This window comes from Nodosilinea sp. LEGE 07298 (genome assembly GCF_015207265.1).
Lineage (GTDB): Bacteria > Cyanobacteriota > Cyanobacteriia > Phormidesmidales > Phormidesmidaceae > Nodosilinea.
This window is the reverse complement of record NZ_JADEXE010000117.1, coordinates 1-18,646: the sequence shown is the minus strand read 5'-3', so window position 1 is coordinate 18,646 and position 18,646 is coordinate 1. Positions and strand designations below refer to the sequence as shown.

Below are 18,646 nucleotides of genomic sequence, written 5' to 3'. Positions count from 1 at the left end.
AGGAGAAACTGCCGCTTTATCTGGGGTTCTTTGAGTTCGTACACAATGCCCGTAAGCGAGGAAAGGCACTGCTGGGCAACCTATTGGAGACCTTGTTGAACTAGCTCCCCAAAATCCGTATTGAGCCTTGAGGTTTTCGTCGCGGTAACCAGCTAGAGCCAGAGCGCCCTCTAAGCTGGGTAATTCGATTTGTAGGGGAGAAGACATCTAAACCAGTGGCCTGAACTCAGGCTTGCATATAACCATTCTAGGGTTTAGGACGCAGCTGGGGCTTTGGCTTACCGGGCGATCGCGGCGCACTGTGAGATCTACGATCAGTGCCACTATCTTGCTCAGAGGCACCGTAGACATCTACATAGGCTGACCACCCCGACAGCGCTGCCGTAGCACGCACAACGGTACGAATAGCCTGAATATTGCGCCCACCCCGACCGAACACCTTGCCGCGCTCATCACCTTTAAAGGCAATTCTGATCCACACCTTGGCCTGAACTGGGTTCTCTTCGCAGTCAATCCGCAACGAATCGGGCGAGTCTAAAAAAGGCTCTACCAAAAACCGAACCAGTCCTGGGAAATCAGGGCTATTCATGTCGGGGGTGGGGGCTAAAGACGGTGAATGACCTAGGCTTCAGTCTTAACTTCGACCTTGTGCCGCTCAAGCAGATTGGCTTTTTCAAGAATGTGCCGCACGGTTTTGGTGGGCTCTGCGCCCTGCTCAAGACGGCGCGTGATAGCCGGAACGTCTAGCCGGGTTTCGTCAGTGCGGGGATTGTAGAAGCCAACTTCTTCCAAAGGGCGACCATCGCGACGGGCCGCGCTGTTGATGGCCACGATGCGGTAGCTGACTTCCCGCTTTTTACCGAAACGCTTGAGTCGAAGCTTAATCATAGGGTTAGAGCAACAATCGTAAGGGTGAAAGGGTTTTCAAATGGATTATGACGAGACAGCCAAACTAAATCCACAGGTTTCTAATCCTAACATTAGAAACCTTGAGAATCAACGGGTGGGCCAAACAAAAGCTAGCTTTGGCGCAGCTCCACCCTATAGTAAGCTGCGCCCCACACGCCATCTCAGCTCTTCTCGGCCAAAGGATTGGATCTTAGGCTTCGCATCCCAGGCTTCACGCCATTAGTCTTTAGACTTTAATGCCTTAGTCTTCATGATCGTCAAAGGGGTCAGCCAGCTGTTTGGAAGGTGGCCCAAAAGACATGTAAACTGAATAACCGGTAACGGCAACGAGCACAGTCGCGACGGAAATGATAAGAACTATTGCAGGTTCCATGGAGTTTATGAGAATAAGAAACCACTCCATCCTATAATATTACGAACTATAAAGTGTTGATTGTGGAAGGATCCATGGCACAACGGACTTGGTTAGGAGACGTGTTGAAGCCCCTCAATTCTGAGTACGGCAAGGTTGCACCCGGTTGGGGCACCACCCCTCTAATGGCGGTTTTTATCGGTCTGTTCTTCGTGTTTCTGCTGATTATTTTGCAGCTTTACAATTCTTCCATCGTGCTAGACAGCTTTGATGTTGACTGGCGCAGCGTAGGTCTCTAGGGATTGAAGGGCTAGGCTGCAATGACTTAGCCCTGACCTTTGCTCTCAATGTTGGATTCGAATCCAAGATTTACCTGTCTGAGGCTGGCGTAGACCCTTGACTACCCAGCCTCTTTTGCCGTTTCATGCACAACATGTGCACAACAGCTGTAGTTCACGCAAATTGCCCGTGGGGGTTCGCCTATGAACGTTTTTGGTGTGGGTTTGCCAGAGATGGCGCTAATTTTGGTGCTAGCACTGCTGGTGTTTGGCCCCAAAAAGCTGCCTGAAATTGGCCGCAGCTTTGGCAAAGCGCTGAAGGGCTTTCAGGATGCCTCAAAGGAATTTGAGGAGGAGTTTAAAAAGGAAGCCCAGCAGATTGAAAAAGCCGTCACCGCGCCTATGAAGGCGACGCTAGAGCCCGATTCGCAGAAGGTTTTGACTCCTCCAGAGACGGCTGCTGAAGTCGAGACTGAGGTGGCTGAGACCCCTGTTGAAATCAGCGACACCAACGGCACCAGCTCAGGGGCTGGGGTTAAAGTCGAGTCGGGTGAACCCGATACCCCTGTGTAATACATGGGCCGTTGATTTATGGTTGACACAGCACCCTCCCCTGCACCCTGCCTAATTGTGGGACTGGGAAACCCGGGGGACAAGTATGCAGGCACCCGCCACAACATCGGCTTTGAGGTAGTCGATCGCCTGGCTAAACTCTGGGCTATCTCGCTCAAGCAAGAGCGGCGGTTTCAGGCCGAGTATGGGGTGGGATTTGGCCCCTGTCGTGAGAAGGTATATTTACTCAAGCCCCTTACCTACATGAATCGATCGGGTCAGTCAATACGGGCTGCGATCGACTGGCTCAAGCTATCTCCAGCCCAGGTGCTGGTAGTCTATGACGATATGGATCTGCCGATGGGGCGGCTGCGGCTGCGGCTATTGGGGTCGGCTGGTGGGCACAACGGTATGAAGTCTGCGATCGCTCATCTAGGCACCCAAGACTTTCCTCGCCTGCGAATTGGCATTGGGGCCAGCGATCGCGCCGGTGATGGTGCTGTCGTCTCCCACGTGCTGGGCAACTTTTCCAAGGCCGAGCGCGCCACGATGGATGCTGTAGTCGATACGACCCTGCGCGCTCTGGAAAAAGCCCTCACCGATGGGGTCGAAAAATCTATGAGCCTCTACAACTCTGTTGATTTAAGCGGTAGCTGATGACCACCTACAGGCACAACTCTGGCGATCGGGCTAGTGGTCTGCCAAACTTTGAAGTTGTGGTTGAAGCGTAATGAAATAGGTGGAACGGAGGGTATTCCCTACGATTCAGGCCTGGTTAGATTTTGCTGGCGCTTCACTCCGTCAAGCCAAGCAGGGGCGAGCTACCAGGTGCGATCGCTGCTAGTTTTCTGCTGTGGCCAGCGACCAAATTAGATTGCCGTAGGGGAGGCGTACTGAGCAAACCAGCTTTGATAGGTTTGCAGCATTGAATCATCCTTTAAAAACAACTCTAGGCGAACATTGCTGCACTGCTTTAGCAATGTTGTTTCTAGACCTAACAGCACTTGAATAGCCGTTTCAGACGATTCAAACTGGTGAACAGTAGCTTTTAAGCCTGTCTGTTGCTTGAGAAAAATATAAACTCTGATTTTTTCGCAGTGATTATCCAGGTTTTTAGCCGCTGCCAAAAAGTTAGCGGCGTCTCGAATAGTGTTTAAGTTACCGAGTGCGGTTAGATCATGCGTATTAGAATCTATGCCAGAATCGGAGGTAACCGCATTTCCCAGCAGTCGGGGTTCTCCTAACTTGACCTCGACAATAGGATCACCCTCACCAATTCTTTCGACGACTAACTTTTCTCGACGAATTGGCACCTCTACGATTTCTGTCTCAACCACTCGGCGTACGCTAATTTCGCCAACCTTAACGCGCTTTCGGTTGACGACTAACCGTTCTTCAACCAGCTGAATAGTTTTACTAGCATTAGAGATGATCTGCTGACGATCACCATCGACGGTTACCGTTTTTCGTGCAGCATCAATACCTTTGATTTGGCTGCTGTCAATGATGACTTCAGCCCCAGCCTGCCCTCCATTGATTGACTGTACAACCAGGGAAAAATCACCAGTCGCCAGGGGATTCACTCTAGTTACTGTCCCAATTAAAGATCCGGAGCGGTCGAGTACAGAACCATTAATCAACTGATGTTCAGGCATAGCAGCTACATATAGATTAAACAACTTAAGGATGGGGCATGGCCACAGCAATGCCCCATATAGCCTAGGCAGAAAGACTAGGCCAGAAGATCTGGCCTAAATCTTCCTAAAGTGCTATCGCTTGACTTTGGGATTACCATCCGTGTCAATGTCTAGCTCTTCACGGCGCACCTGATCCCGTAGCCGTACAGTTTCCTGCTCGGTTTCTTTACGGACGTTGACTTCTTCTCGGACGAAAGCCTGCTTCTCAGCAGTAACTTCATCCTCATAGACTTCCATCCGCGCTACCTCTTGGTTCTCAAAGGCGTGATCAGCACCGACGGTAGGCTGGCCAGTGACGTCATGTCGTTCGATCACGACGCGCTCTTTGGTGATCGGTTCAGTCACTTCGGCAGCTTCGGTTTTGACTTGCTTGCCAACCCGCACTTCGCCTACTTTATTGTGGCTGCGGTGAGCGACTAAACGCTCTTCGTACAGCCGCAGAGGACCGTGGTTGTCTTGGTCGCTCAAACCATAAAAATGTGGTTCGCGATCGTAGTCGTAGGTATTAGTGTTAGCTTGAGCGCTCGTGCCCCGAACGTTGCTTTCTAGGGGACGCTGTCTATCACTGTCTAAGGCGTTCATTCGGTTGGCGTCGTTAGGCGTAGCATAGTTGCTGCCTAAGAATTGACGATTAGAACGGCCTTTGGCGAGCGGCTGATACTGCCCCCGTACTCGGTCTTCGTAGCGCTCATCGACAACGGTGTTATCGTTGTATTCAGGTAGATTTTCAACCTGAGACTTAGATAGTCCGTTTACGTAAATGCGGCTCTTGTCGTAGTCAAAGTTGGCCAAACCAATGGGCAATAAAACATTTTTCCCAAAGATCCACGGGCCTGTATCAACCACAACGTAGCGGAAACGGCCTGAGTCATCCACTAGTAAGTCTTTGGCGGTGCCTACTCGATCTTCCCCCTGGGTATAAATGGAGTAGGAATCGAGATCACCCATCTGGCCATCGGCCAGGGTTTCGCGATAGTTAGGGTAGTAATCTTTAAGTCGATGTAAAGGCATAAGAAGCCTCCTTTAGTTCGTCTCTATTAAGCATAGGAAGATAGCCTCAGTGCCTCATCGTCCAATGGAAGGGCAGTGGCAACCTCGATAGGCATAGCTTTATAGCTATTTCTACATCAGTCGAAAACCTAAAGATTTGTAAATATTGTGGTTAGCCTATCTTTGCTATTGATAGAAGCATTCCAATGCTAAGCAGCATTGAGCCGTCGTTTATGTCGTTGTTTATATAGTGCTAGCAGGTTGCTTAAGAGCAATTTGGTCTAGATAAGAACTAAGGCCTGCCCCCGATTGAGAGGTCGAACATTCGAACGGTTTAGCCGGTAAACCAGAACGGTCGATTGGGGCGGTTCGTCGACTCTGGCCTTGGGCCAGTTTGGGCCATGATTTATCAGTGGCAGCATATCTTGAGGCGCGATCGCCATACCAAGCGCTCTATCTTCGACGGCTCAACAGAGACTATAAACGCCAAAAAAACCGGGCTCTTGGGGGCAGACTTCCACAACTGGATAGCTTGCGCCCTCAAAAGCCCGGTTTTTGATCGATGCTAGGCCGCCACTAGCCCTCGGTGGCGCAGCAGCGCCTGAGTACTGGGTTCGCGGCCCCGAAAGGCTTTGAACACCTCCATGGGGTGGCGGCTACCGCCGAGGGCTAGCACCGTGTCGCGGAAGCGGCGACCGGTTTCTGCGATCGCGGCCTCGTCATTTAACCCAGCTTCCTCAAAGGCGGCGAAGGCGTCGGCACTTAGTACCTCGGCCCAGAAGTAGCTGTAGTAGCCCGCCGCATATCCTCCGGCAAAGATGTGGGTAAAAGCACAGAGAAAAGCATCTTCAGGCAGGGGCTTAAGAATAGACGATTGTTCAGCAATGCGCTGGCTGACCTCCCGTACCGTTTCGTCGCTGCCCGGACGGTAGCGGTGGTGTAGCTCAATATCGGTCCAGCCAAAGCGAACCTGACGCAGAATGGCGCTGCCGGTCATAAAGGTGCGAGCAGCAACAATCTTTTGGAACAAGTCTTCGGGCAGGAGCTCACCAGTATCGACGTGACGAGCCAGGGTGAGCAGGGTATCACGGTGATAGCACCAGTTCTCCATAAACTGACTGGGCAGCTCAACCGCGTCCCATTCCACATTGCTAATGCCTGCGGCACCTGTGTAGTCCACTTTGGTCAGCATGTGCTGGAGGCCGTGACCAAACTCATGGAACAGGGTTTCTACATCGCGGAAGGTCATTAGGCTGGGTTTGCCATCAACCGGAGGGGCCTGGTTGCACACCAGGTAAGCCACCGGCAGTCGCACCTGGTCATTGATTTTGCCCCGATTGATGCAGTCATCCATCCAGGCACCGCCGCGCTTTTCGGCCGGACGGCTATAGGGGTCGAGATAGAAGTGGGCAATGGGGTCGCCGCTGCCGTTGAGCACCTGGAAATAGCGTACGTCAGGGTGCCAAACAGGGGCTTCGCCGTCGGCAGGGGCAATGGTGACATCAAAGATGCGGTGGGCTAGGGCAAACAGACCATCTAGCACCTGAGGCAGCGGGAAATAGGGCCGCAGTTCTTCGTCATTGAGGCCATACTTTTCTTCGCGGATGCGCTCAGCCCAAAAGGCGGTATCCCAGTGGGTGAGGCTATCGGCTTCGGGTGCACCTTTGGCACGGGCAAAGGCTTTGAGCTCGTCGAGTTCTTTGACGGCGGTGTCGTAGCTGGCGACCCGCAGCTCGCCCATTAGCTTTTCGATCGCCTCCACCGAGGGGGCCATTTTGCGAGCTAGGCTCAGATCGGCGTAGGTAGCGTAGCCCAGCAGGCTAGCCATCTCCTGGCGCAAATCCAAAATTTTCTCAATATTGGGGCTGTTGTCAAGGTCACCCTCAGAGGCGCGGGTGACAAAGGCGCGGTAGAGCTGCTCGCGCAGGTCGCGGCGGCGGCTGTGCTGCATAAACGGCCCAAAGCTGGGGTAATCAAGGGTAATGCGCCAGGGGCCAGCGGCTGGGGTCGCGCCTGCTTTGCCGGCATCGCGGGCAAGTTGAGCAGCCAGAGCCAGCAGGCTGGGCGGTAGGCCGTCGATCTCTTCAGGGGTGGTGAGGGTGAGGCTGAAGGCCTTGGTGGCATCGAGCACGTTGTTGGCAAACTTGGTGGTGAGTTCGGCCAGGGCCTGCTGAATTTCGTTGAAGCGCTCTTTTTCTGCACCCTCTAAGCCTACCCCAGACAGCTCTGCTTCTCGAATAGAGGACTCAACAATCCGCTGTTGGGCGGGGTCAAAGCTGGCCCACTCGGTGCTGGCGCGCAGCTGCTTAAAGGCTGCATAGATGGGCTTGCTCTGGCCCAGACGGGTGGCAAATTGTACTAGGGCAGGCTGCACTTCTTCGTAGGCGGCCCGCAGCTCGGGGCTATTTTTAACCCCCATTAAATGGCCCACAATGCCCCAGCTCCAGCTCAGGCGCTCTTCGATGCGGGTGAGGGGGTCGACTAGCTCAGACCAGGTGGGGATGACCTGGGTCTCTAAGGTCTCTAGAGCAGTGGTGAGGTCATTAATGAGGGTAGTAACACCTGGCACAATGTGGGCCGTCTCAATGCTGTCAAAAGGGGGTAGACCGGCACCAATGAGGAGGGGATTTTGAACTGTGGTAGCTGTCATAGTCACAATCAATCGTGGTAGGAGGGGACAAAACCGAAGCAGTAGTAGAACCATGGGCCTCTAAAGCCCATGGCCCTGGCTACAGAGCACTGTGTTTAAGTAAAAAGATAATTAGGCGAAGTCGTTATGAGTTTGACCTATAGTGTATCGCATCTATTGTAATTTGCTACGTGCTGCACCTTTTAAATACTGGGCTGTCAATTACCATAGCTTTTATTTGAAAACTGATCTGAATCTCTGTCGAGGCCTGGGCACTGTCTGAGGTGTGGATGCTGAAAAGCTCATTTCGGCGAATTATTACAGGGATTATCTTTTTCTCGCTGACGGTAGTAGCAGCGGTGATTGGCTACATGGTGGCGGGCTGGAACTTTCTCGATGCCATTTATATGGTGGTAATCACGATATTTGGGGTGGGCTATGGAGAAGTACAGCCCCTGACCTCGCCAACCCTGAAGGTGTTTACAATTTTTGTGATTATTGCCGGGGCACTATCGGTGGCCTATACCGTATCGGGCTTTGTGCAGATGATTACTGAAGGAGAGATCCATCGTGCCCTCAACCTTAAACGCATGACCAAGGAAATTGAAAGTCTGGAAAGCCACGTCATTATCTGCGGGTATGGCCGGATTGGCCAGCTGGTGGCCCGCAAGCTCAAGCGCGATCGCGAGTGCTTCATTATTCTCGACAGCGACCCCGAACGGGTAGCGCTAGCCCAGGAGCAAGGGTATCTGATCTACCAGGGCAACGCCACCGATGAAACCGCCCTGGAAGCGGTGGGCATCCACCGGGCTAAGTCGCTGGCCACGGTGCTGCCTAACGATGCCTCCAACGTGTTCATTACTCTGACGGCACGGGAGATGAATCCCAATTTAATGATTTTAGCTCGGGGCGAAATGCCCTCTACCGAGAAAAAGCTGCGCCTAGCTGGGGCCAACCACGTGGTATTGCCCGCTAGTATCAGCGCCCTGCGGATGGCCCACTTGATTAGCCACCCCTCAGCGGTGGATTTTTTATCGCAAACCGATGGCCACCAGGGGCTAAACGAATTTTTGGCAGAACTGGATATTCAGCTCAATGAGCTGGCCATTGAGGCCAGTTCACCGCTGATTGGCGGCACCATCGGCGACATTGAGCTGAAGGGGCAAGGCACGTTTATTACCGTAGCCCTGCGCAGGGCCGATGGTGAGGTGATTATTCACCCTAGTCGAGCTACCTATCTGGCCCTGGGCGACTCGATTATTTTGATGGGTCACCAGGGCGATATGCCCAACTTTGCCCAGCAGAATGCCTTTAAAAAGGAGATGCGCTACCGAGGCGCACGGCTGCGGTAGGCCTTGAACCGCAGACCTTCAACCCTAAACCCTAGCTCTTAGCACCTGTCACCATTAACTTGGTTAAGGACTAGGGACTGGAAATCGAGACAGTAACGGCGGCGATCGCCACGTACATGTCGTCGTTTTTGTCGTCTAGTTCTGCGATCGCGCGTCCGGCTACCACCATGCCCCCTTCCGTCAAGTTCAGGGACTTTTGACCAAAGGGCAGCACCGCCAGTACGTCCTCCTGCCGCACCTGGTCGGGGAAGGGGACGGCAATCTGCACCTCAACAATCATCTCATTGGGGTGATCGAGGCCTGCCACCTCCCACACACCGGGCAGGGCATTGTGGGCGATCGCGTTGCGCACCGCTCGGGCCGCCGCTACTGTAGGGTCTTGACCATGCTGGTCTACTCCCATTCCCATTTCAATAATCAATCGCTTGTGAGCCACAGTCAGTCTTTCCAGCAGCATTAATTAGGCGATATTAGCAGGTGAGACGTTTCTTAATCTGTAATCCTTCCTGGCTCTACGCTGGCCGAGCGGAGTCGTAAGCCTTGGAGCAAGGGGCCGCAGCGGTGGAAATTAATGCTGCAGTTCGGCTGCGTGCCCTCAAGCTCTCCTGCCTGACCATGGCGGTGCTGTCGCGGCTGGTGATAGTGCCCTCTCGGCGGCTGCCCGGCTACGGGCCTGGCGAAGTGCCCAACCTACCCGCCGCGCCAGACGGGTAGACCACTCTCACTTTAGGTGAGAGACCACTCGCTTCTGAGCCTGCGCCTCTTCTGAGCTAACGATACCGCTGGCCCATGTCAGCATTTGCCCTCAGGACTCAGTCGGCGGATATAGCACGACCAGCTCATGGATCTGGGATGCTGGAATTCTGTAACAACAGACACCTTAAGGAATCATCACCATGGGTACCGAACAACAGCAACCTGGCCCGCTTGTGATCATCGGCGGCGCAGAAGACAAAGAGGGCGACTGCCTTGTGCTGCGGGAGTTTATCCGCGCCGCCGGGGGTGTCAATGCTCGCATTGCCGTTATGACCGCTGCCACCAGCCTGCCTGGCGAAGTCGGCGATGAATATATTCGCGTATTTGAGCGGCTGGGGGCCGAGTCTACTGAAGTAGTGCACACCGAGCGCCGCGAAGACGCTGAGCGGGAAGACGGCATTCGCAAGGTTTCTGAAGCGACCGGCATTTTCTTTACCGGCGGCGACCAGTCTCGCATTGTCGATTTCATCAAAGGGACGCCTTTAGACGACGCCATTCACAAGCGCCATCAGGAAGGGGCCGTGGTCGGCGGCACCAGCGCCGGGGCTGCCATGATGCCCGACGAGATGATTGTAGGCGGCTCCTCGGTGTCAAACCCTAGCGTTGATGTGGTCGAGATGGGGCCAGGCATGGGCTTTTTGCCCGGTATTGTGGTCGACCAGCACTTTGCCCAGCGGGGGCGACTGGGGCGGCTGCTGGCGGCGCTGGTGCTGCAGCCCGCCGTCATTGGCTTGGGCATCGACGAAAACACGGCCATCATCGTTACGGGTGACGAGTTTGAGGTGGTGGGAGCAGGGGCTATCACGGTGGTCGATGAAACCACCGCCACCCACAACAACCTGGAAGGGTTGCTCAAGGATGAACCGATTGCGCTATGCGGGGTAAAACTACACATTTTGCCCCAGGGTTACCGCTTTAACCTGAAGACCCACACCCCTATCGTATAAACCAATTGTGTAAACCACAGGAAATGATTTATGGCCCAACTCTCTGACGTATCGTGCCCCCCACGCCCCCCTCCTTTTGGGATGCCATTGTTCCTCTAGTGGTGTTGATGGGACTGGTTGGCGGGACAGTTCATCGCTTTGGGCTGGTGACTATCGATGGCCGAGGCAGGTTAAGGAGGCACTTTAAGCGGGATGAATGGAGTTACTGCAACTCTTTAAGTCCCGCTGAGGCTGGTGTAATCTGTCGCTTGTGTCAACCAACCCGCTAACTACTATGACAACTCTGATCAATCCAGGTGCCATCCCTGGTATGGCCAAAACAGTTTATACCGGCGACACACTCCAGGGGGTGCCGGTCATTAGCCACTTGGGAGTGGGCGATTTAGCCCCAGGCCAAAGCCATCGCTTCTTTTTTCAGGGGGTAGAGATGGGTACTGGCCAGCACTGGTACGTGCCGGTGGTGGTGGCGGTGGGCGCTGGCGGCGTCTCTGCAAAAGAGAATTGTCCCGGCCCCTGCGTCGGTCTGGTGGCGGGCATTCACGGCGACGAGGTGAGCGGTATTGATGCGGTCCAACGGGTGATGGCCCAGCTCGACCCACGGGCGATGGCGGGCAGCGTGGTGGCGGTGCTGGGGGTGTCACGCCCGGCAGTGGAATACACACGATCGCACTGGCTGACCGCCCAGGGCGGCGGCTCCCAAGTCGATATGAACCGGGTGTGGCCGGGGAATGAAGCTGGGGTCCATGCCGCCACCCGCCACGCCGGGCTGCTGTGGAATCGCCTGCTCATCAACAACGTTGACCTAGTGATTGACTACCATACCGTGACTACCGGCAGCGATTTTACCCTGTTTATGTTTGCCGACCTGCGCCAGCCCACCGTGCGGCAGATGGCCGAGCTGTTTCCAGTCGAGCAGATGCAAAACGACCCTGGCCTGGCCGGCACCCTCGAAACGGCTTTAGTGGAGGCGGGCATTCCGGCCCTGACAGTAGAAATTGGCGGTCCCCGGCGGTTTAACCCGGCCAAAATTGCTGGAGCGGTGGAGGGCAGTCTCAACGTGCTGAAGCACTACGGCCTGGTGGATGGCCCTCTGGGCCGCACCGCCGCCGAGGTGGGTACGGTGGTGGGTGACGCTCTAGAGACCATTCGCGCTACCACGGGCGGATTCTTAGAGATGCTGGTGGATCTGCGCGATCGCGTTATCCCCGATCAGCCCGTTGCCCTCCAGCGCAATGCCTTCGGCGATGTAGTGGCTGAGTACCGGGCTGGCGTTACGGGCGAAGTCGCCGTGGTAGCTCGCGATGCTGTCTGCGAACCCGGCTCGCGGGTGGCGCAGATTCTCTACAGTCGAGGTACAGAGTCTGTCTAAGCCTGTGCCATCTAAATATTTATCTAGAGCTTTACGACAGGGCTAATGGAGTTTGCGACCTCAAAGGGGACATTTATTGGGATGGAATACTTTTAGCTGAGCTTCGCTACAGGTCGGGGTGCGGTTTGTAACGTGCCGTAATTCTTGAGAACACCGCTATGGGTTGTAGACGGGGTAGGCATGGTTTACATCTATTAATTTCATTCGCTTTTGTCACCGCCTACAATTTTCACAGTCGTTTCATTTCACGCTGGCTAAATTTCGATATGCCCAAACAACCCCTCAGTAACAGAACGCGAGGAAACGATTATGACAACCGATCTGCTCTCAAGCGAAGACATTAAAAAGGCGACAAACTGGGTTATTTTTCTGAGCATCGCGCTGATTGTGCTCGGCATTTTGGCCATCATTTCGCCGATGGTGGCCTCGGCCTTCTTCACCGCCATGATGGGATGGATCGCCCTGATCAGCGGTATTTTGATGGTTATTCAATCCTTTCGATCGCATCCAGTTAAAGGATTTTGGCTCAACCTAATTGTGGGCCTTCTCTATGCCATCTCTGGCCTTTATATTTTGGTTAACTTGGGTGCAGCCCTGCTTGTCCTCACCCTGGCCTTCGGCATTTTATTTATTGTCGAAGGTATCTACACAATCATCATGGGATTTGTCCAAAAGGTGGGACGCAGCATGTCGTGGCTGGTAGTGCTCAACGGTGTTGTCACCCTAATTCTCGGCATTATGGTGCTCAATCGCTGGCCCGTCAGCGCCCTGTGGCTGATTGGGCTATACGTGGGCATTAGCCTTTTGCTGACTGGTATTAGCCTGTTGGCGGCGGCCCTAGCCACTCGTAAGGCTAGCAGCGATCGCCCCCTCGCCGACGTTTAGGTTAGGGCTCCTTCAGCCTTCCTCTCGGTGCATTGCTGCGCGAATGCACCCTACGGCACCCTAATTCTTAGCGCTGACGCTGCACTAGGCTGTTTGGTCACGTACAAAGGGATCTGCGGGTTATCAGGTAGCCAGGTTTCGACTCCGCTCAACCTTCAGTGTTCGAGGGCTGAGCGACGTCGAAATCTGATCAGCAAGTACCTTATTTTCTTGTGAGTTCCTAAAATTGGCGGCGCGAAAAAATTAGAATCGCAACGGCTAGCAATAGCCCGGTATAGAGCAGGCCATAGAGGGCGTGTCCTGCCAGAACGGGAGCGGTGGGTAGTAGTTCCATGCCGTAGGCGGCGGCGTTGCGCAGGTTGAGGCGTTCCAGGTCGGGCAGCACCAGGTAGAGGGTGTTGGTCAGGCGCTGCACGGCTGGGTTTTCGCTCAGTTCGCCAAAGGCTACCATGTCCTGACTGAGGTGGCCCATTAGGTAGACCGCAAAGGTCAGCAGGGTGGCCAGCAGCGAGCTGGTAAACACCCCAAACACAATAGCCACCGCCACCAGCAGCGCCGCCTCCAAAATCATAAAGACCAGGGCCAGCCCAATGCTGCCCAGATCAAAGGGTACGCCGCTAACCCCCAGCAGCACCACAAAAATCAGCCCTAGCGATGCAATTAGCACGGCCAATACCGCCGTTAGGCCCAGGTGCTTGCCGACAATAAACTCGGCGCGGCTGACGGGCTTGGCAATTAGCACCAGCACCGTGCGCTTTTCAATCTCTTTATTGATTAGACCGGTGCCGACAAATACGGTCACAATTACGCTCAGTAGGTGAATGGCGGCCAGCCCCAGGTCGAGCAAGATCTTATTTTCGGCCCCGGCGGCAATATCGGGCAGCAGCACCCGCGCCATTACCATTACCAGGGCAAACAGGGCGACCAGGTACAGAATGCGATCGCGAATCACCTCTAAAAACACCGTGCGGGCAATGACCCCCACCCGAGATAGCACCATTGGTCTCAACTCTCCTTTTAACCTCACAACTAGCCTCTAACCTCTGCCCCTCTAGGGTGCCCAGCCTGGCGCGGCGTTTCTAGGCTACAGGTGAGGCTTGACCACTGGGTGGTGCTGTAGCCAGGCGGCGCATTTTCTGGCACCAGACCACCCCGGTTGACGGGCATGAGTAGACAGGTTTTTTCTAAGTAATAGCCGCTGGGGCTAGCCGCTGGCCCCGACCAAATTGCCCACAGCTTGAGGGTGTAGCCATCGCCGTTAGACAAGGGCTGAAAATCAAGCTGCCAGAGCGAATCTTCGAGGGATGTGGTGCGCCCCATTTGGCTACGTACCCGCTGCCGGATTACCTGGCGCTGGCCTTCGAGGTTGAGCAACCACCGCTCGACCGAGGGCCAGGGCTTGTCGTCAACCTGTTCGCGTAGCAGATCTTCGGCCACGGTCAGGTGGGTAACTCCGGCGGGTAGGGCAATGGTCTGCCCCGGTATGCGGTAGACAAAGGCGCTATTCTCAACGCTATCAGCCACCAGGCTGGGGTAGGCGCGGACCCAAGATTGAATGCGAAAGTAAAACTGAAACCAGCTGCTAAACAGCAGGCTAAGACAAAACAGCAGCGCCAGCTGCTGACGCACGCCCGGGGGCGGGTTTTTGAACGAAAAATCCCAGCTCACCAGGGTCGGCACTGCGATTACCGCAAAGGACACCAGAGGCCAGGCTACCAGGGCCGGTTGCAGCCACCGCCCACCCCAAGACCCAAACAAAAATAGGCACAAAATGGCCCCCGACACCCAAGGGGCGATAGGGATGCCAAACAACCGGGCTTTGTTGGCCTCTAGCGCCCAGCCAACCCCAAGCGCCAGGCAGATCCAGCTAATCGTGGCCAGCAGCCCTACCGTAAAGGCTGTGGTTTCGAGCAGGCGGGCCAGCAGCGACATCAGCCACGAAAACAAACTCAGGTAAATGACGGTCTGCCAGGCAAAGTAGCGCGGCGGCAGCAGCAGATTGCCCAGCTCGATAAATGTTTGGCGCAGAAAGCTGAACAGTCCTCTTACCATCCCACCACCCCGGTCTGATTGACCACCAGCAACAGCACTAAAATAGCGGTAAAGCTGAGGGCATTAGCCTGCAGCACCGCTAGAGCCCGAGGCGAATTGCCCCGCTGTTCTTCGACCTGGGCGCGACGGGCTCGCTCGTAGCGCTGGCGGCGGTTGTCTTCGATCGCCTCAGGGGTGGTATCGACAGGCTTTTGGCCCAGCAGCTGTAGCAGCCAAAGCAAGCCCTGGAGCTTGATCCAGTAGGTGATAAAGAAAGCCGCGATCGCCACCACCACTACCACCACCGGCAGTGCGTCGAGCCAGCTGTTGGTGTAGAAGCGGTTAAACAGCACGTAGCTAATAATTTGGCTGCGCAGGGCCAAAGGCAGCACCGCCTCGATCGCTAAAAAGGCTACCCAGCCCAGGCTGGTGGCCAGCAGGTTGAGGGTGGCGGCGTACTGCATACTGGTGCGGTAGCCCAGGCGCAGCTGCTGGCGCAGCACCATCGCTTCGAGCACAATGGCCACCATCAGCAGCAAGCTCTGAAAGGCGATCGCCCGTAGCGGCATAATGCCGAGTTCTGACAATAAATCGTTAAGGGGCATGGGCGCAAAAGTGGGTGGCAAACGCCGATCCCTGGCAAGAGTTTGCTAGTGCACTATCAAGGGTATAACCTCGAACCAGCTTTCGCTAAGATCTTGTAGAAGCCCTCTCTATAACTACGCAATACGCAACACCCATGGTTAGAACCGGCATTGGCATTCGCACCGCTCAGCAGGGCAACGAGCGGATTACGGGGCAAATTCACGTTTACGACGGCGAGGGCAAGGGCAAGTCGCAGGTGGCCCTGGGGGTGGTGCTGCGCTCCATTGGGTTAGGCATTCAACATTTTTTAGAGAGCCGGGTACTGCTGCTGCGGTTTCTCAAGGGGCCAGGCCGCACCTACGACGAAGATGCCGCTATTGAGGCCCTACAGCGGGGGTTTCCCCACCTGATCGACCAGGTGCGCACCGGACGAGCCGAATTTTTTGGCCCCGGCGATATTACCAAGTTCGACAAGCAGGAGGCTCAGCGAGGCTGGGATGTGGCTAAGGGCGCGATCGCCTCGGGTCTTTACTCGGTGGTGGTGCTCGACGAAATTAACCCGGTGCTCGACCTGGGCCTGCTCGATGTCGATGAAGTAGCCAAAACCCTGCGCAACAAGCCCGACCACCTGGAGATTATTGCTACCGGGCGCGGTGCTCCTCAGCCCCTGCTCGATGTTGCCAACCTGCACTCCGAGATGAAACCCCAGCCCAAACCCGAAGGCATCGAGGGCATTGAGGGCATCGAAATCTACACCGGTTCAGGCAAGGGCAAATCGACCAGCGCCCTGGGCAAGGCCCTCCAAGCGATCGGTCGCGGCATTAGCCAGGATCTCTCCCACCGGGTGCTGATCATTCAGTGGCTGAAAGGGGGCAACGGCTATACCGAAGATGCGGCGATCGCGGCCCTGCGCAAAATTTACCCCAATCTGGTCGATCACCAGCGCTGCGGCCGCGACGCGATTGTCTGGCGCGGCCAGCAGCAGGAGATTGACTACGTCGAGGCCGAACGCGGCTGGGAAATTGCCAGGACGGCGATCGCCTCCGGTCTCTACAAAACTATTATTCTCGATGAGCTAAACCCCACTGTCGATCTAGAGCTTTTGCCCGAAGAACCAATCGTTCAAGCGCTGCTGCGTAAGCCGCGCGGCACCGAAGTCATTATTACCGGACGCTGCAAAAATCGGCCCGCTTACTTTGAGCTAGCCAGCACCCACTCCGAAGTGTTCAACCACAAGCACTACGCTGAAAAAGGCATCGACCTCAAGCGTGGCGTTGACTTTTAAACGGGTCATTCTCTACAACCTGATGAAGTTGAAGCAGAAGACTACGCTTGATGGCCAATCCAACGCTTCATCAAGTCAAAAAAAGCGATCCCTATAAGTTGGGTGAAGCGCAGTGAAGCCCAAGAGCGGTTAGTCTGGTAGGGTGCATAACGCTAAGGCAATGTACTGTAGAAAGGCCATACCAAGAATAGCCACACCCTAAATTTCACCACTGATAGCGTACTGGGCTAATCTTGTTGATAGCGACGCGCGATCAAACGCTCCTCGTAGGATCGCAAGAGGCCATGATTATCTTCTTCACTGAGGCCGTAATAACCTGTTTCTTGGTCATAAATGCTGGGGCTGTGCCTAGGGAGATCATCATGAACGGCTGTTTGTTGCGTTTCTAAAGCAGCGCTTTGATCTCTGACTGGGCTTGGCCTACTGCCACCGGTCAGAGGCCCCATCCGGCGCAAATCGCCTTCATCTGCGCCAGTGGCTCCGGTATTACCCAGTGGCGGCATTCGACGCAAATCTCCCGCAGCAGAATCGTTCTGTCGAGCGTCAGATGTGTAATTGTTGCCTAAAAATTGACGATTAGAGCGGCCCTGAGCGATCGGTTGGTATACCTTTCTAACCTGATCTTCGTGGTGCTCATCGACCACTATATCGTCGTTATATTTGGGCAGGTGTTCAACCTGCGATTTAGTTAAACCATCGACGTAAACACGGGTTTTGTCATAATCAAAATGGGCTAAACCAATGGGCAGCAGTACGTCCTTACCAAAAATCCAGGGTCCAGTATCCACGACTAAATAGCGAAAATAACCGGAGTCATCGACTAACAAGTCTTTGGCTGTACCTACCTTATCTTCGCCTTGCGTGTAGACCGAATAGGAGCCGATTCTATCCATTTGACCGTCAGCCAAAGTCTCACGGTAATCAGGATAGTAATCTTCAAGTCGATGTAAAGGCATGTAAGCCTCCTTTAGTTAGTCGTTCCGATAGGTTAACGAGAAGGCGGTTTTTCTCCATCGCTCAAGAGACGGACAGGTGTAGCTCTAGTAGGCATACATTAGTTAATGGAGAGCAACAAACAGGCCATGATGCAGACGGAACCAACCCTGACAACAGATGTGCTGCTGGTCGGCGGGGGCCATACCCACGCCCTGGTGCTGCGGCGGTGGGGTATGGCCCCTAGGCCTGGGGTGCGGCTAACGCTGCTAACCGACCTGGTCGATACGCCCTACTCGGGCATGCTGCCTAGCTATGTAGCCGGGCGCTACAGCTTTGATGAAGCTCATATTGACCTGCGGCCCCTCACCCGCTTTGCCCAATGCCGCCTGGTTGTCGATCGCGCCATGGGTCTCGACCTGGCCCAGCAGCGGGTGCTGTGCGCCAACCATCCTCCCCTCGCCTACGATGTGCTGTCGATCGATACGGGCAGCACTCCAGCGGCGGTAACAGTGCCCGGTGCCGCTGAGTATGCCATTGCCGCGAAGCCGGTCCCCGATCTGCTGCGCCAGTGGCAGCAGCTACTCGAAACGGTCGAAGCGAACCCTCAAAAGCCTCTCACCTTGGGAGTCGTAGGCGGTGGGGTAGGCGGTGTGGAGCTAACGATCGCCCTGCATGAACGGCTGGTGGGGCTGCTCAGCGATCTGGGCGAATCATCCGCCAACCTTACCCTGCACCTGTTTCACCGAGGCCAGGAGCTGGCTACCGAGCGCAACCGCTGGACGCGCCGTCGGCTGGAGCAAGTGCTGCGATCGCGCGGTATTCAAGTCCATCTCAATGAAGCCGTCACCGAAATCTCCCTCGATGAATCGACGGGGCAGCGCATCGTGAGAGGTGCTGCGGGGCTAACGGTGAGCTGCGATCGCCTCTTTTGGGTCACCAGCGCTGCCGCCCCTGCCTGGCTGCAAGACTCTGGCCTCTCCCTCACTGACCAGGGCTTTATCCAGGTGAGCGATACCCTGCAAACCCTCTCCCACCCCAACGTGTTTGCCGTGGGCGATGTGGCGACGATGGTACACCACCCTCGCCCCAAGGC

Annotated in this window: 21 protein-coding genes and 1 pseudogene; 11 read left to right on the top strand and 11 right to left on the bottom strand. The window is 55.1% G+C overall.

The window, feature by feature from the left end; genetic code table 11:
- Nucleotides 1-104, top strand: a pseudogene (locus IQ273_RS35820) (DDE transposase); the annotation flags it as partial.
- Between the two features lie 143 nt (nucleotides 105-247).
- Here the strand turns inward: IQ273_RS35820 and IQ273_RS16705 are convergent.
- From IQ273_RS16705 to psbN, 3 genes are all read right to left on the bottom strand, one after another.
- Nucleotides 248-589, bottom strand: coding sequence for a KH domain-containing protein (locus IQ273_RS16705; RefSeq protein WP_194024302.1), 342 nt, complete (start codon nucleotides 587-589; stop codon nucleotides 248-250).
- A gap of 32 nt (nucleotides 590-621) precedes the next feature.
- On the bottom strand, nucleotides 622-888 hold the full coding sequence (gene rpsP, locus IQ273_RS16700) for a 30S ribosomal protein S16 (RefSeq protein ID WP_194024301.1): 267 nt from the start codon (nucleotides 886-888) through the stop codon (nucleotides 622-624).
- A gap of 262 nt (nucleotides 889-1,150) precedes the next feature.
- Complete coding sequence (gene psbN / locus IQ273_RS16695; protein ID WP_194024300.1) at nucleotides 1,151-1,282, bottom strand: photosystem II reaction center protein PsbN; 132 nt, start codon at nucleotides 1,280-1,282, stop codon at nucleotides 1,151-1,153.
- A gap of 74 nt (nucleotides 1,283-1,356) precedes the next feature.
- Between psbN and psbH the strand changes: the two genes are divergently transcribed.
- The 3 genes from psbH (at nucleotide 1,357) to pth (ending at nucleotide 2,748) form a co-directional block, all read left to right on the top strand.
- Complete coding sequence (psbH, locus tag IQ273_RS16690; protein WP_026073000.1) at nucleotides 1,357-1,560, top strand: photosystem II reaction center phosphoprotein PsbH; 204 nt, start codon at nucleotides 1,357-1,359, stop codon at nucleotides 1,558-1,560.
- Nucleotides 1,561-1,743: 183 nt separating this feature from the next.
- Nucleotides 1,744-2,112 carry a TatA/E family twin arginine-targeting protein translocase gene (locus IQ273_RS16685; RefSeq protein WP_194024299.1) on the top strand — a complete coding sequence of 123 codons (369 nt, stop codon included), beginning with the start codon at nucleotides 1,744-1,746 and terminating at the stop codon, nucleotides 2,110-2,112.
- An 18-nt stretch (nucleotides 2,113-2,130) separates the two neighbouring features.
- Entirely contained in the window at nucleotides 2,131-2,748 is a 618-nt protein-coding gene (gene pth / locus IQ273_RS16680; RefSeq protein WP_194024298.1) for an aminoacyl-tRNA hydrolase, read from the top strand.
- 212 nt (nucleotides 2,749-2,960) lie between these two features.
- Here the strand turns inward: pth and IQ273_RS16675 are convergent, their stop codons facing one another.
- The 3 genes from IQ273_RS16675 to IQ273_RS16665 form a co-directional block, all read right to left on the bottom strand.
- Entirely contained in the window at nucleotides 2,961-3,746 is a 786-nt protein-coding gene (locus IQ273_RS16675; RefSeq protein ID WP_194024297.1) for a YsnF/AvaK domain-containing protein, read from the bottom strand.
- A gap of 114 nt (nucleotides 3,747-3,860) precedes the next feature.
- A complete protein-coding gene (locus tag IQ273_RS16670; RefSeq protein WP_194024296.1) occupies nucleotides 3,861-4,799 on the bottom strand; it encodes a DUF2382 domain-containing protein in 939 nt (312 codons plus the stop codon).
- Between the two features lie 544 nt (nucleotides 4,800-5,343).
- Complete coding sequence (locus IQ273_RS16665) at nucleotides 5,344-7,434, bottom strand: M3 family metallopeptidase (protein ID WP_397197995.1); 2,091 nt, start codon at nucleotides 7,432-7,434, stop codon at nucleotides 5,344-5,346.
- 266 nt (nucleotides 7,435-7,700) lie between these two features.
- Here IQ273_RS16665 and IQ273_RS16660 point away from each other — a divergent pair, with 266 nt between their 5' ends.
- The gene (locus IQ273_RS16660) at nucleotides 7,701-8,759 is read left to right on the top strand and encodes a potassium channel protein (RefSeq protein ID WP_194024303.1); all 1,059 of its coding nucleotides are present in this window, start codon (nucleotides 7,701-7,703) and stop codon (nucleotides 8,757-8,759) included.
- Between the two features lie 70 nt (nucleotides 8,760-8,829).
- Here IQ273_RS16660 and IQ273_RS16655 read toward each other — a convergent pair whose 3' ends face one another.
- The gene (locus tag IQ273_RS16655) at nucleotides 8,830-9,195 is read right to left on the bottom strand and encodes a Lin0512 family protein (protein ID WP_194024294.1); all 366 of its coding nucleotides are present in this window, start codon (nucleotides 9,193-9,195) and stop codon (nucleotides 8,830-8,832) included.
- Nucleotides 9,196-9,320: 125 nt separating this feature from the next.
- Here IQ273_RS16655 and IQ273_RS16650 point away from each other — a divergent pair, with 125 nt between their 5' ends.
- The 4 genes from IQ273_RS16650 (at nucleotide 9,321) to IQ273_RS16635 (ending at nucleotide 12,716) form a co-directional block, all read left to right on the top strand.
- On the top strand, nucleotides 9,321-9,473 hold the full coding sequence (locus IQ273_RS16650) for a hypothetical protein (RefSeq protein ID WP_194024293.1): 153 nt from the start codon (nucleotides 9,321-9,323) through the stop codon (nucleotides 9,471-9,473).
- A 182-nt stretch (nucleotides 9,474-9,655) separates the two neighbouring features.
- Nucleotides 9,656-10,462: a cyanophycinase gene (locus IQ273_RS16645; protein WP_194024292.1), complete on the top strand. Its 807-nt coding sequence runs from the start codon at nucleotides 9,656-9,658 to the stop codon at nucleotides 10,460-10,462.
- A 274-nt stretch (nucleotides 10,463-10,736) separates the two neighbouring features.
- Nucleotides 10,737-11,831, top strand: coding sequence for a succinylglutamate desuccinylase/aspartoacylase family protein (locus tag IQ273_RS16640; protein ID WP_194024291.1), 1,095 nt, complete (start codon nucleotides 10,737-10,739; stop codon nucleotides 11,829-11,831).
- Nucleotides 11,832-12,140: 309 nt separating this feature from the next.
- Nucleotides 12,141-12,716 carry an HdeD family acid-resistance protein gene (locus tag IQ273_RS16635; protein WP_194024290.1) on the top strand — a complete coding sequence of 192 codons (576 nt, stop codon included), beginning with the start codon at nucleotides 12,141-12,143 and terminating at the stop codon, nucleotides 12,714-12,716.
- 220 nt (nucleotides 12,717-12,936) lie between these two features.
- On the opposite strand, the gene IQ273_RS16630 is transcribed toward IQ273_RS16635, so the two are convergent.
- From IQ273_RS16630 to fraC, 3 genes are read right to left on the bottom strand one after another with little or no spacing between them, the layout of a single operon-like run.
- Nucleotides 12,937-13,716 carry an ABC transporter permease gene (locus IQ273_RS16630; RefSeq protein ID WP_194024289.1) on the bottom strand — a complete coding sequence of 260 codons (780 nt, stop codon included), beginning with the start codon at nucleotides 13,714-13,716 and terminating at the stop codon, nucleotides 12,937-12,939.
- A gap of 29 nt (nucleotides 13,717-13,745) precedes the next feature.
- A complete protein-coding gene (locus tag IQ273_RS16625) occupies nucleotides 13,746-14,768 on the bottom strand; it encodes a DUF5357 family protein (protein WP_194024288.1) in 1,023 nt (340 codons plus the stop codon).
- On the bottom strand, nucleotides 14,762-15,352 hold the full coding sequence (gene fraC, locus IQ273_RS16620) for a filament integrity protein FraC (protein ID WP_194024287.1): 591 nt from the start codon (nucleotides 15,350-15,352) through the stop codon (nucleotides 14,762-14,764). The genes IQ273_RS16625 and fraC overlap by 7 nt, the downstream gene beginning before the upstream one ends.
- A gap of 134 nt (nucleotides 15,353-15,486) precedes the next feature.
- On the opposite strand from fraC, the gene IQ273_RS16615 reads away from it, so the two are divergent.
- On the top strand, nucleotides 15,487-16,617 hold the full coding sequence (locus tag IQ273_RS16615) for a cob(I)yrinic acid a,c-diamide adenosyltransferase (RefSeq protein ID WP_194024286.1): 1,131 nt from the start codon (nucleotides 15,487-15,489) through the stop codon (nucleotides 16,615-16,617).
- Between the two features lie 227 nt (nucleotides 16,618-16,844).
- On the opposite strand, the gene IQ273_RS16610 is transcribed toward IQ273_RS16615, so the two are convergent.
- Nucleotides 16,845-17,573, bottom strand: coding sequence for a PRC-barrel domain-containing protein (locus IQ273_RS16610; RefSeq protein ID WP_194024285.1), 729 nt, complete (start codon nucleotides 17,571-17,573; stop codon nucleotides 16,845-16,847).
- Between the two features lie 126 nt (nucleotides 17,574-17,699).
- Between IQ273_RS16610 and IQ273_RS16605 the strand changes: the two genes are divergently transcribed.
- Nucleotides 17,700-18,646, top strand: a 947-nt coding sequence (locus IQ273_RS16605) for an FAD-dependent oxidoreductase (RefSeq protein ID WP_194024284.1), incomplete at its 3' end; no start/stop codon positions are given.

Coding starts and splice junctions, on each gene's coding strand:
- IQ273_RS16705 (WP_194024302.1), bottom strand. CDS start 589: ATGAATAGCCCTGATTTCCCAGGACTGGTTCGGTTTTTGGTAGAGCCT.
- rpsP (WP_194024301.1), bottom strand. CDS start 888: ATGATTAAGCTTCGACTCAAGCGTTTCGGTAAAAAGCGGGAAGTCAGC.
- psbN (WP_194024300.1), bottom strand. CDS start 1,282: ATGGAACCTGCAATAGTTCTTATCATTTCCGTCGCGACTGTGCTCGTT.
- psbH (WP_026073000.1), top strand. CDS start 1,357: ATGGCACAACGGACTTGGTTAGGAGACGTGTTGAAGCCCCTCAATTCT.
- IQ273_RS16685 (WP_194024299.1), top strand. CDS start 1,744: ATGAACGTTTTTGGTGTGGGTTTGCCAGAGATGGCGCTAATTTTGGTG.
- pth (WP_194024298.1), top strand. CDS start 2,131: ATGGTTGACACAGCACCCTCCCCTGCACCCTGCCTAATTGTGGGACTG.
- IQ273_RS16675 (WP_194024297.1), bottom strand. CDS start 3,746: ATGCCTGAACATCAGTTGATTAATGGTTCTGTACTCGACCGCTCCGGA.
- IQ273_RS16670 (WP_194024296.1), bottom strand. CDS start 4,799: ATGCCTTTACATCGACTTAAAGATTACTACCCTAACTATCGCGAAACC.
- IQ273_RS16645 (WP_194024292.1), top strand. CDS start 9,656: ATGGGTACCGAACAACAGCAACCTGGCCCGCTTGTGATCATCGGCGGC.
- IQ273_RS16640 (WP_194024291.1), top strand. CDS start 10,737: ATGACAACTCTGATCAATCCAGGTGCCATCCCTGGTATGGCCAAAACA.
- IQ273_RS16635 (WP_194024290.1), top strand. CDS start 12,141: ATGACAACCGATCTGCTCTCAAGCGAAGACATTAAAAAGGCGACAAAC.
- IQ273_RS16630 (WP_194024289.1), bottom strand. CDS start 13,716: ATGGTGCTATCTCGGGTGGGGGTCATTGCCCGCACGGTGTTTTTAGAG.
- IQ273_RS16625 (WP_194024288.1), bottom strand. CDS start 14,768: ATGGTAAGAGGACTGTTCAGCTTTCTGCGCCAAACATTTATCGAGCTG.
- fraC (WP_194024287.1), bottom strand. CDS start 15,352: ATGCCCCTTAACGATTTATTGTCAGAACTCGGCATTATGCCGCTACGG.
- IQ273_RS16615 (WP_194024286.1), top strand. CDS start 15,487: ATGGTTAGAACCGGCATTGGCATTCGCACCGCTCAGCAGGGCAACGAG.
- IQ273_RS16610 (WP_194024285.1), bottom strand. CDS start 17,573: ATGCCTTTACATCGACTTGAAGATTACTATCCTGATTACCGTGAGACT.